Origin of the sequence: Cytobacillus firmus NBRC 15306 (genome assembly GCF_001591465.1) — a bacterium.
In the GTDB taxonomy this organism is placed as follows: Bacteria; Bacillota; Bacilli; order Bacillales; family Cytobacillaceae; genus Cytobacillus; species Cytobacillus firmus.
The window spans coordinates 17,249-28,406 of sequence record NZ_BCUY01000052.1 but is presented as its reverse complement, the minus strand read 5'-3'; the positions used below and the strand labels follow the sequence as shown (position 1 = coordinate 28,406).

Sequence of the window (11,158 nt, the reverse complement as noted above, 5' to 3'; positions counted from 1 at the left end):
ACGGCGCCGGGGGTCTTGGAAATCTGGCTTATCTGGAAGGATTCCAGCGGAGCCGAAGTGATGTAACGCTTATGGCAACAGTCATAATTCTAATCATCGTATTTATCATCCAGTTTATTGGAGATATCATTACAACAAAATTAGACAAACGATAAGGAGAGATTGACATGAAAAAATGGTTATCACTTGTTCTTGCACTGGCAGTTGCACTTGTACTTGCAGCTTGCGGCACTTCAGAAGAGGGCGGCAATGCCGGTGAAGGCGGAGATAGTAAAGAAAGCAAAAAGATTACAGTGGGGGCTTCCAATGTCCCTCATGCTGAAATTCTTGACGAAGCAAAGCCATTACTTGAAGAAAAAGGCTTTGAACTTGATGTTGTGACATTCCAGGATTATGTATTGCCAAATCAGGCTCTTGAATCTAAAGAGCTTGATGCAAACTACTTCCAGCACATTCCTTATCTTGAGTCACAAAAGGCTGAGCATGGATATGATTTTACGAATGCAGGCGGAATTCATATTGAACCAATCGGCGTGTATTCCCAAAAGTATAAGAACCTTGAGGAGCTTCCTGAGGGTGCAACAATCATCATGAGCAACTCTGTCGCTGACCATGGCCGCATCCTTTCCATGCTTGAAGCTGAGGGACTTATCACTTTAAATGCAGATGTGGAAAAAACGGAAGCAACACTGGAAGATATAAAAGAAAATCCGAAAAAATTAAAGTTTGATACTGAATATGAAGCATCACTTCTTCCTCAGATCTACAATAATGGAGAAGGAGACGCAGTCCTGATTAACTCCAACTATGCAATCGATGCAGGGTTAAATCCTCTTAAAGATTCAATTGCCATCGAGGACAAAGAATCACCATATGTAAATGTGATAGCAGTCCGCACAGGTGATGAAGAAAAAGAAGGAATTAAAGCTCTTGTAGAAGTGCTTCGTTCAAAGGAAATCCAGGATTTCATTCTTGAAAAATATGAAGGTGCCGTTGTGCCGGTATCTGAGTAAAGGCAGAAATGCAGGCGTTCACAGCGCCTGTTTTTTTGTGGATCAGCAGCCCCGCTTCCCGTATAGATTGAAAAGCAATCAAACATACAAACCTTGATACTATTTGAAATGGAGTGTAGATCGATGGAACATTATCATGAACCTTCAAACTCAATAGAAGCAGCCCTTCATGACTATAAAATCGGATTAGGTGTGTGTTTTTACTGAAAAAATGCCGGATTTGGCACAGCATTATAATGCTTTTACAGAAGCCTGCTTTAAAGAAGGAGTTTTATCCCAAAAAGATAAGCAGCTGATCCCGCTTGGCATCAGTTTATATTCTCAGGATGAATACTGCATTATTTACCACACGAAAGGATGCATTGATCAAGGGGCGTCTGAAGCAGAAATTCTTGAGGCAGTAGGGGTAACAGCAGCTTTTGGCGGCGGAGCGGCCATGAGCCAGGCGGTTACGCTCGTCCAGGAGGCCATGACCCAATTGAATCAGCAAAATCCCTGAAAATCTTCTCCTGCTTGGCAGCAGGAGTTTTCTTTTGCAATGGTGATTTTTCAGAAAATTTATAAAACAGCCCTTAATCCAGAGCATTCGGCCAGTATTCTAAGGATAGGAAGTATGAAAGCGTTTCACCAGTTCTCATTCCTTATTTTGCTAAAAAAATCAGGTTTTTTCCGCTTTGTGCGGGGTATAGTGTGAGTGTTAAGATTTTAAATGTAAAACCAAATGCTGAAAAGCATAAAAACCGAAAGGATTGATTCATTATCAGTCAGTTACAGCTGAACTACACGAGTGAAATGGAAAAAGCTATGCAAGCTGCCCATGGAGTTGGATATGAAGTGTACAGCCGGAAACATGATATTCGAATGGAAGTTGAAAAAAGACGTGAAGAAGATTATCTTCAAAGCCAGCGCTTAGTTGCAGATCTTGAAAGAAAAATTCATTCCTAAGTTAAAGGTATATATATAATAATGAAGTAAATAGTAACCAGTGCCGATGATGCACTGGTTTTCTTTTTGCAATACATGAAATTACAGTACCGGGAAAAAATAGACAGGACATGCTGGTTTCCGGTAATTTCACTCTTTGATGACAAAGATTTTATATGATAAAATTTATATTTACAGGCTTTCTAAACTTTTTCGTTTGAAAAGTTTGTCAATGGTCTCAAAGAGTTGCTATGATATTTGATTTGTTATAAGATTGTAATGAGAATAAAATGAGAATAGAGATTTGCGGATGAAACCGATTTACAAATCTTCTTTTATTGACGGAGGTATATATTATGGCAGGATCAGTACTTACAATTAAAGACCTTCATGTTGCTATTGAGGGAAAAGAAATATTAAAAGGTGTAAACCTTGAGATCAAAGGCGGAGAAATTCACGCAATTATGGGGCCGAATGGTACAGGTAAATCTACTTTATCTTCTGCTATCATGGGGCATCCGAAATACGAAGTAACACAGGGAAGCATCACATTGGATGGTAAAGATGTTCTTGAAATGGAGGTTGACGAGCGCGCACGTGCCGGACTTTTTCTTGCAATGCAATATCCAAGTGAAATCAGCGGCGTAACAAATGCCGATTTTTTACGTTCGGCAATTAACAGCCGCCTAGATGAAGGCAACGAAATTTCTCTTATGAAATTCATCCGCAAAATGGACAGCAAGATGGAGTTCCTTGAAATGGACCTTGACATGGCTCAGCGTTATTTAAATGAAGGTTTCTCAGGCGGGGAAAAGAAACGTAATGAAATCCTGCAATTAATGATGATTGAACCTAAAATCGCTATCCTGGATGAAATCGACTCCGGTTTGGATATCGATGCATTGAAAGTGGTATCTAAAGGAATCAATGAAATGCGCGGAGAAGAGTTTGGCTGCTTAATTATCACACACTACCAGCGCCTGCTTAACTACATCACTCCTGACCATGTTCACGTGATGATGCAGGGCCGCGTTGTAAAATCAGGCGGACCTGAACTTGCACAGCGTTTAGAAGCAGAAGGATATGATTGGATTAAGAAAGAATTGGGCATTGAAGACGAAACAGTTGGGCAAGAAGCGTAAGCGTTAGGGGGATCACTATGACAACGGAAATAAAACTACCATTTGACAAGGAATATGTTAGTTCCTTTTCAAAAGATATGGGCGAGCCGGCATGGCTGACAGAACTCCGTCTAAATGCGCTTGCAAACGCGGAAAGCCTGCCAATGCCAAGGCCTGATAAAACGAAAATAGATAAATGGAACTTTACACAGTTCGAAAAGCACATTGTCGGAAGCGAAGATTTTACGTCTTTAAATGATCTTCCAGAGGATGTAAGAAACCTGATTGATACAGAAGCCGGCGATCAGAACCTATATATTCAGCGAAATAATAGACCGACTCATTTGGCTGTATCCAAAGAGCTTCAGGAAAAAGGTGTTATTTTCACTGACATCTTTACAGCGGCAAGAGAACATAGCGAGCTTCTTCAAAAGTATTTCATGAAGGATGGCGTTAAAACGGACGAACACCGTTTAACTTCTCTGCACGCGGCTCTTTTAAACGGCGGAGCGTTCTTGTACGTTCCGAAAAATGTGGAAATTTCAGCGCCAATTCAGGCTGTATATATCCATGATGATAAAGAGGCAAACCTATTCAACCATGTATTGGTTGTAGCTGATGATAACAGCTCAGTTACTTACGTGGAAAACTATGTTTCTGTAGTTGAGGAAGCGAACGGCATCTTCAATATTGTTACAGAGGTCATTGCAGGTGCAAATGCACGAGTACAGTATGGTGCAGTTGACACACTTGCTAAGGGAACAACAGCTTATGTGAACCGCCGCGGGGTTGCAGGCCGTGATGCCCGCATTGAATGGGCTCTTGGACTTATGAACGATGGCAATACAGTTTCAGAGAATACAACTAACCTTGTTGGAGACGGTTCTTTCGGGGATACTAAAACAGTTGTTGTAGGACGCGGAGAACAGACTCAAAACTTTACAACAAAAGTAGTTCATTTCGGAAAGAATTCCGAAGGCTACATTTTAAAGCATGGGGTTATGAAAGACTCTGCTTCATCCATCTTTAATGGAATCGGTAAAATCGAGCATGGGGCTTCCAAGTCAAATGCCGAGCAGGAGTCACGCGTATTGATGCTAAGCGAAAAAGCGCGTGGGGATGCCAACCCGATTTTATTAATCGATGAAGATGATGTAACAGCAGGACACGCAGCTTCAGTTGGCCGTGTGGATCCATTGCAACTTTATTATCTAATGAGCCGCGGTATCTCCCAAAAAGAGGCTGAACGTCTTGTTATTCACGGCTTCTTGGCGCCTGTTGTTAATGCTCTTCCGATCGAAGGCGTTAAGAAGCAGCTGACTGCCGTCATTGAAAGGAAAGTAAAATAATGAATGCCCGTGAGATTCGGCAAATGTTTCCCATCCTGGATCAGGAAGTCAATGGAAAGCCTCTTGTTTATCTGGACAGTGCCGCTACTTCCCAAAAGCCTGTTCCGGTAATTGAGGCGATTGATAAATACTACCGGGAATATAATTCGAATGTTCATAGAGGCGTCCATACGCTAGGCACGAGAGCAACGGATGGCTATGAAGGTGCCAGGGAAAAGGTGCGTAAATTCATTAATGCCAAATCGACTGAGGAAGTTATTTTTACAAGAGGAACAACAACTTCCATCAATACAGTTGCAGCAAGCTACGGACGTGCTAACCTGTCTGAAGGCGATGAAATTGTGATCTCCTATATGGAGCACCACAGCAATATCATTCCGTGGCAGCAGGTAGCTAAGCAGACGGGTGCCACATTAAAGTACCTTCCCTTGCAGGAAGATGGTACCATCTCCCTAGAGGATGTCAGGACAACCGTAACAGCAGATACGAAAATCGTATCCATCATGCAGGTATCGAATGTACTGGGTGTTATGAACCCGATTAAGGAAATTGCAAAAATCGCCCATGAGAATGGCGCAATTATGGTTGTGGATGGTGCACAAAGTGCTCCGCATATGAAAATTGATGTTCAGGACCTGAATTGTGATTTTCTTGCTTTTTCCGGACATAAGATGTGCGGCCCTACCGGCATTGGTGTTCTGTACGGAAAGAAAAATCTCCTGGAAAAAATGGAGCCGGTTGAATTTGGCGGTGAAATGATCGACTTTGTCGGCCTCTATGAATCGACATGGAAGGAGCTTCCGTGGAAATTCGAAGGAGGCACGCCAATTATTGCAGGTGCCATTGGATTGGGTGCTGCAATTGATTTCCTTGAGCAGATTGGTCTGGAAGAAATCGAGGCGTACGAGCACAAGCTGGCCGCTTATGCCATGGAAAAAATGTCTGCTATAGACGGAATGACCATATATGGGCCAAAAGAAGCCTCAAAAAGGGCCGGCCTGGTTACGTTTAATATAGACGATGTTCATCCACATGATGTGGCAACTGTATTGGATGCAGAAGGAATTGCAGTCCGCGCCGGCCACCATTGTGCACAGCCGCTGATGAAGTGGCTCAAGGTGTCGGCAACTGCACGTGCAAGCTTCTATCTGTACAATACGGAAGAAGATATTGATAAGCTTGTTTCAGGGCTTGTCAAAACAAAGGAGTATTTCAGCGATGTCTTCTAAAAATTTAGATACCCTTTACCGCCAGGTTATAATGGATCATTATAAAAACCCTCGTAACAAAGGGGTACTTGAAGATGACAGCCTGACGATCAATATGAATAACCCTACTTGCGGGGACCGGATTCAATTGACGCTGAAGCTTGAAGACGGCAAAGTGGCTGATGCGAAATTTGAAGGCGAAGGATGTTCCATCTCCATGTCTTCAGCTTCCATGATGACTCAAGCCATCAAGGGTAAAAATATTGAAGAAACCTTAAAGCTTTCCAAAGTTTTCTCTGACATGATGCTGGGAAAAGAATATGATGAAGATGATCTGGATCTTGGCGATATCGAAGCTCTTCAGGGAGTTTCCCAATTCCCTGCCAGAATCAAATGCGCCACTTTGGCATGGAAAGCAATGGAAAAAGGCGTTGGCACGGAGAAAGAAGAACAGGAATAAATCAATTAACCGTTTGATTAAAAACTTTTTCGTCTGCCTTGTGTGCTAAAAAACTATGAATTGATAGGGTGTGAACCCTTTCCTATATGAATGGAGGAATACGACGATGGCAAAAAAAATGCCTGAGATCGGCGATTATAAGTATGGTTTTGCCGATAAAGACGTTTCCATTTTCCGATCAAAACGCGGTTTGACAAAAGAAATTGTTGAAGAGATTTCAAAATTGAAGGAAGAGCCACAATGGATGCTTGACTTCCGTTTAAAATCATTGGACCATTTCTATAACATGCCTATGCCGCAATGGGGCGGAGATTTAGCGTCATTAAACTTTGATGAAATTACGTATTATGTAAAGCCTTCTGAAAAAACAGAGCGTTCTTGGGATGAGGTTCCTGAAGAAATCAAACAGACGTTTGATAAATTGGGTATTCCGGAAGCTGAGCAGAAGTATCTTGCCGGTGTTTCTGCACAGTATGAATCAGAGGTTGTTTACCATAACATGCAGGAAGACCTGGAAGCAAAGGGAATCGTATTCAAGGATACAGATTCAGCTCTTCGCGAAAATGAAGATATCTTCCGTGAGCACTGGGCAAAGGTTATCCCTCCTACAGACAACAAATTTGCTGCATTAAACTCAGCTGTTTGGTCTGGCGGATCGTTCATCTATGTTCCTAAAGGAGTTAAGGTTGATACGCCATTGCAGGCATATTTCCGCATTAACTCTGAGAACATGGGGCAATTTGAGCGTACCCTTATCATTGTTGATGAAGGCGCACATGTACACTATGTAGAAGGCTGTACTGCACCTGTGTACACAACCAACTCACTTCATAGTGCGGTTGTTGAAATCATCATCAAAAAAGACGCATATTGCCGTTATACAACCATCCAAAACTGGGCAAACAACGTATACAACTTGGTTACAAAGCGTGCGGTTTGTGAATCAAACGCAACAATGGAATGGATTGACGGAAACATCGGTTCAAAACTGACAATGAAATATCCGGCAGTTATCCTTAAAGGTGAAGGTGCACGTGGCATGACCCTTTCCATTGCATTAGCAGGCAAAGGGCAGCATCAGGATGCGGGTGCGAAAATGATTCACCTTGCACCGAACACATCTTCAACGATCGTATCAAAATCGATTTCCAAGCAGGGCGGTAAAGTAACATACCGCGGAATCGTTCACTTCGGCCGCAAAGCTGAAGGCGCACGTGCCAACATTGAGTGTGATACGTTAATTATGGATAACCAGTCAACTTCAGATACAATTCCATACAATGAAATCCTGAACGACAACATCTCTCTTGAGCATGAAGCAAAGGTTTCAAAAGTATCAGAAGAACAGCTATTCTACCTTATGAGCCGTGGAATATCAGAGGAAGAAGCAACAGAAATGATCGTAATGGGCTTCATCGAGCCATTTACGAAAGAACTTCCAATGGAATACGCAGTAGAGATGAACCGTCTGATTAAGTTTGAGATGGAAGGTTCTATCGGTTAATAGATATTTTACGAAAACCCGTTTACCGGCCATGGTAAGCGGGTTTTTAAATAGGAACAGGCTATATATTATTTTTTGAAAATTGCTGATTAAATTGCTAAAGTGGTGATATATCACTTGTTAAGAGGCCAAGTTAGTTTTCATTTTAATTTGACAAATACCTAGCCAAAACGGAGGTGTTCCAATGATTATCATAGGCGTAACAGGCTGGGGCGATCATGATAGCCTTTATACCGGCGTCATTTCGCCCAGAGATAAATTAAAGGAGTACGCAGGCCATTTCCCGACAGTAGAGGTGGACTCTGCTTTTTATGCCGTGCAGCCAAAACGCAACTCCGCCAGATGGGTAAATGATACCCCAGATGGTTTTCATTTCATTGTAAAAGCCTATCAGGGTATGACGGGCCATCAGAGAGGCGAAATTCCTTTTGAAAGCAAAGAAGAAATGTTTGAGGCGTTTAAAGATTCATTGGATCCTTATATCGAGTCCGGCAAACTGGCTATGGTGCTGTTTCAGTTTCCGCCATGGTTTGACTGCAAAAAAGCCAATGTTGATTATCTTCGCTGGTGCAAGGAGCAGATGGGGGCGATCCCGTGTGCCCTGGAGTTCAGGCATCAATCATGGTTCCGGCCGGAATTTAGGGAAAGCACATTAAGCTTTATGAATGAGGAAGAATGGATTCACAGCATCTGTGATGAGCCGCAAGCAGGTGAAGGTTCCGTTCCAACTGTTCTGGAAACAACCAATACCGACAAAGTGCTCGTTCGTTTCCACGGACGCAATGTTCACGGGTGGCAGAAAAAAAATGGGGACAATTGGCGCGAGGTCCGCTATCTTTACCGCTATAATGAAAAAGAACTGGCTGAATGGGCAGAACATCTAAAAAAGCTCGAGAAAGAATGTAAAAATGTATTCGCCGTCTTCAACAACAACTCCGGCGGTGACGCGGCAGACAACGCTAAACAAATGATCGAAATGCTGGATATCAAATATCAGCAGCTTGCTCCAAGACAGCTTGATTTATTCTAAGGCGGGTGACAGGCACCTATACCACTTCAGCCAACTGGTATAGGTGCCTGTCACTTTCACCCTTTTCCTTGTCCGCACATATTGTGTAAGGGAAAAGGAAAGGAGTGGGTGCAGGTATGATTGATTTGAAACCGATTGATATAGATGGCCACACTTTTTTGAGTGTTTCGGTGCAATTGCCCAAGACTAATCTGCTGGTGGTAACGAATGATAAAGGGTATATCATGTGCGGAGCCCTGGATGTAGCTTTGCTGAATGAGAAACTTAAGGACCGCAAAGTAATTGCCGGCAGGGCTGTCGGTGTAAAAACGATAGATCAGCTATTGAATGCCCCGCTTGAATCTGTCACTTATGAGGCAGAGGAACTGGGCATTGTTAAAGGAACGATTGGAAAAGAAGCACTGCTCAAAATGATCTAAAGGCATGCCTGAATAGGGCTGCCTTTTTTTAATGCATGAGCAGCTCCGCACATTAATTTTACTCTCAAACTGGGAATTTTGTCGTATAATGTAAATAAAACCAAATAATGCCCGAAATATAAAGTAGCACCGATAAAAGGATATGGGAGATACATATGAGATTAGCAGCAACCAATACAATTGAGACTGGCAGTGTTTTGGCCAAAGCTATATTTAATGACAAGGGTCAGGTCCTTTTGCATGAAGGTGTGGAGCTGGCTGATAATTTAATATATAAACTGCAGGAAATGGGGATTACCTATGTGTACATCAAGGATGTGCGCACTGAGGATATTCAATATAAGGACCCACTGACTCCCAAAATGCGCAAACAGGCTATCGAAACCATAGAAAACGTTCTGAAAGAAGTAGAAGCAAATAAAGAGTTATCAGGCTCTCTGGTAATTGAGAATGCCTCAAAGCGGCTCTCAGGGCTGATTCGTCAGCTAATCAGTGAAATAAGGGGAAATAAAGAACTGCTTACGATCCTATCAGATGTTTATACATACGATCACTATATTTTCACACACTCCCTGAATGTGACTCTTTATTCACTGGCAATCGGGATGAAGCTTCAGCTCCTGCCGAAGGAACTTGAAATCCTGGGGCTTGGTGCTATTCTTCATGATGTCGGAAAGATGAAGGTGCCTGCAGATATTCTTTTGAAACCGGGTAAATTGACAGCTGAAGAATTTGAATCAATTAAGAAGCATCCGGAAGATGGATTTAATATATTAAGAAAAGTAGAGACGATCCCTCTTCTTGTTGCACATTGTGCCTTTCAGCATCATGAGCGATTGAATGGTTCAGGCTATCCGCGCGGCCTCCAGGGGAACGAGATTCATGATTTCGGCAAGATTATTGCGATTGCCGATGTGTTTGACGCAGTAACGTCCAACCGCATATACAGGCAGGCCATGCTCCCGCACGAAGGCCTGGAAGTTCTGTATGCAGGGGCCGGCAAGTTGTTTGACAAGAAAGTCATTGAAGTTTTCCGTCAGGCGGTAGCCGTGTATCCGGTTGGTATTACTGTCGAGCTGAATAATGGAAGAAAAGGAGTTGTCTGCCGGCAGAATGCGGGACTTAGCGACAGGCCGGTCATCCGTATTCTTGAAGAAAATGGCAGAAACGTTGAGCCATATGAAGCAGACCTAGGGGCTGAATTGAATTCCGTTATTACGGGCTGTGATACGACTTTTGTACAACATTAAACTATTTTGGATTTTTGAGCCTAGTTCCCTCCTTTACAGCATACATATAGCATGTAAAGGGGGGATTTGTTTTGGCAAAATTTCGCGGCCGGCTGCCCCGGAAAGGTCCTCTTCCATTTCGCTATGTATTTCTTTTGACCTTTATATTCTTCGTTATCTCAACTGCTGCCGGCCTATGGATTATCAATGAAGGGCTTAAGCCCACACTCATGAGTTATGCCGATTCACAGACAAGAAAAATCGCGTCATTGGTGATAAACAATGCGATTAATAAGAAAATTACCAATGTGATGGATTTGGAAGATATGTTCGAAGCAAGCGAGAGCGGTGTTGTCAGCATAAACGTGGAAAAGCTGAACAGAGTCAAAGCGGAAGTAACCGAAATGGTTCAGGATAATATTAAGAAAGCGGAGAAGGGCGATTTGGATGCGTTGGAGTCCTTTACAGACGTGGAAATCAATACGGAGGAAATGCAGCACTCAAATGGAATTGTCTATTACGTGCCGCTTGGCCAGGCAACCAATAATGCCCTCCTCGGTAACTTGGGTCCCCGAATACCTGTGAAGTTTAATGCAGTCGGTTCCGTTACCTCCAATTTCATAACTGAGACAAAGGATCACGGCATAAATAATGTGGAAGTGAAGGTGCTGGTCCGCCTGGACGTACAGGTTCAAATTATCATTCCTTTTGCCACCAAAATTATCACAGTACAGGAGGATGTGCTGGCGGCTTATGGCATTTACCCGGGAAAGGTCCCGCAATTTTACAATGGCGGAGGGGGCACCTCGCCTTCAATAGAAATACCGGCCGGCCAATAACTCTTGCTATTAGGTTACTATTTTGATAAAATTCCACTATAATTTCATAAAAACCTTATCAT

11 protein-coding genes and 2 pseudogenes are annotated in these 11,158 nt (G+C 42.8%); all 13 read left to right on the top strand.

Translation table 11 applies throughout. From position 1 onward, the window contains the following. Positions 1-155: pseudogene (locus BFI01S_RS14545) on the top strand (ABC transporter permease); the annotation flags it as partial. 12 nt (positions 156-167) lie between these two features. Further along, positions 168-1,013, top strand: a complete 846-nt coding sequence (locus BFI01S_RS14540; RefSeq protein ID WP_048008466.1) for a MetQ/NlpA family ABC transporter substrate-binding protein — start codon at positions 168-170, stop codon at positions 1,011-1,013. Positions 1,014-1,136: 123 nt separating this feature from the next. Then, positions 1,137-1,512: pseudogene (locus BFI01S_RS14535) on the top strand (carboxymuconolactone decarboxylase family protein). 293 nt (positions 1,513-1,805) lie between these two features. Continuing rightward, positions 1,806-1,958 (top strand): YuzK family famiily protein, encoded by a 153-nt coding sequence (locus BFI01S_RS23470; protein WP_169799774.1) that lies wholly within the window; start codon positions 1,806-1,808, stop codon positions 1,956-1,958. 335 nt (positions 1,959-2,293) lie between these two features. After that, positions 2,294-3,079 carry a Fe-S cluster assembly ATPase SufC gene (gene sufC, locus BFI01S_RS14530; RefSeq protein ID WP_061793259.1) on the top strand — a complete coding sequence of 262 codons (786 nt, stop codon included), beginning with the start codon at positions 2,294-2,296 and terminating at the stop codon, positions 3,077-3,079. A 17-nt stretch (positions 3,080-3,096) separates the two neighbouring features. Then, complete coding sequence (sufD, locus tag BFI01S_RS14525) at positions 3,097-4,407, top strand: Fe-S cluster assembly protein SufD (protein ID WP_061793258.1); 1,311 nt, start codon at positions 3,097-3,099, stop codon at positions 4,405-4,407. Next, a complete protein-coding gene (locus tag BFI01S_RS14520) occupies positions 4,407-5,636 on the top strand; it encodes a cysteine desulfurase (protein ID WP_061793257.1) in 1,230 nt (409 codons plus the stop codon). The genes sufD and BFI01S_RS14520 overlap by 1 nt, the downstream gene beginning before the upstream one ends. Next, positions 5,626-6,075, top strand: coding sequence for a Fe-S cluster assembly sulfur transfer protein SufU (gene sufU, locus BFI01S_RS14515; RefSeq protein WP_061793256.1), 450 nt, complete (start codon positions 5,626-5,628; stop codon positions 6,073-6,075). Before BFI01S_RS14520 ends, sufU begins: the two co-directional genes overlap by 11 nt. 106 nt (positions 6,076-6,181) lie before the next feature. Further along, entirely contained in the window at positions 6,182-7,579 is a 1,398-nt protein-coding gene (gene sufB / locus BFI01S_RS14510) for a Fe-S cluster assembly protein SufB (protein WP_061793255.1), read from the top strand. 184 nt (positions 7,580-7,763) lie between these two features. Beyond that, on the top strand, positions 7,764-8,609 hold the full coding sequence (locus BFI01S_RS14505; protein ID WP_061793254.1) for a DUF72 domain-containing protein: 846 nt from the start codon (positions 7,764-7,766) through the stop codon (positions 8,607-8,609). A 116-nt stretch (positions 8,610-8,725) separates the two neighbouring features. After that, positions 8,726-9,028 carry a YunC family protein gene (locus tag BFI01S_RS14500; protein WP_035329361.1) on the top strand — a complete coding sequence of 101 codons (303 nt, stop codon included), beginning with the start codon at positions 8,726-8,728 and terminating at the stop codon, positions 9,026-9,028. A gap of 155 nt (positions 9,029-9,183) precedes the next feature. Continuing rightward, positions 9,184-10,278, top strand: a complete 1,095-nt coding sequence (locus BFI01S_RS14495) for an HD-GYP domain-containing protein (protein WP_061793253.1) — start codon at positions 9,184-9,186, stop codon at positions 10,276-10,278. Positions 10,279-10,349: 71 nt separating this feature from the next. Next, entirely contained in the window at positions 10,350-11,096 is a 747-nt protein-coding gene (gene yunB / locus BFI01S_RS14490) for a sporulation protein YunB (RefSeq protein WP_061793252.1), read from the top strand. Positions 11,097-11,158: the final 62 nt, after the last annotated feature.

Excerpts from the sequence above, each read along its gene's own strand:
- BFI01S_RS14540 (WP_048008466.1), top strand. The coding sequence starts at position 168 with ATGAAAAAATGGTTATCACTTGTTCTTGCACTGGCAGTTGCACTTGTA.
- BFI01S_RS23470 (WP_169799774.1), top strand. The coding sequence starts at position 1,806 with ATGGAAAAAGCTATGCAAGCTGCCCATGGAGTTGGATATGAAGTGTAC.
- sufC (WP_061793259.1), top strand. The coding sequence starts at position 2,294 with ATGGCAGGATCAGTACTTACAATTAAAGACCTTCATGTTGCTATTGAG.
- sufD (WP_061793258.1), top strand. The coding sequence starts at position 3,097 with ATGACAACGGAAATAAAACTACCATTTGACAAGGAATATGTTAGTTCC.
- BFI01S_RS14520 (WP_061793257.1), top strand. The coding sequence starts at position 4,407 with ATGAATGCCCGTGAGATTCGGCAAATGTTTCCCATCCTGGATCAGGAA.
- sufU (WP_061793256.1), top strand. The coding sequence starts at position 5,626 with ATGTCTTCTAAAAATTTAGATACCCTTTACCGCCAGGTTATAATGGAT.
- sufB (WP_061793255.1), top strand. The coding sequence starts at position 6,182 with ATGGCAAAAAAAATGCCTGAGATCGGCGATTATAAGTATGGTTTTGCC.
- BFI01S_RS14505 (WP_061793254.1), top strand. The coding sequence starts at position 7,764 with ATGATTATCATAGGCGTAACAGGCTGGGGCGATCATGATAGCCTTTAT.
- BFI01S_RS14500 (WP_035329361.1), top strand. The coding sequence starts at position 8,726 with ATGATTGATTTGAAACCGATTGATATAGATGGCCACACTTTTTTGAGT.
- BFI01S_RS14495 (WP_061793253.1), top strand. The coding sequence starts at position 9,184 with ATGAGATTAGCAGCAACCAATACAATTGAGACTGGCAGTGTTTTGGCC.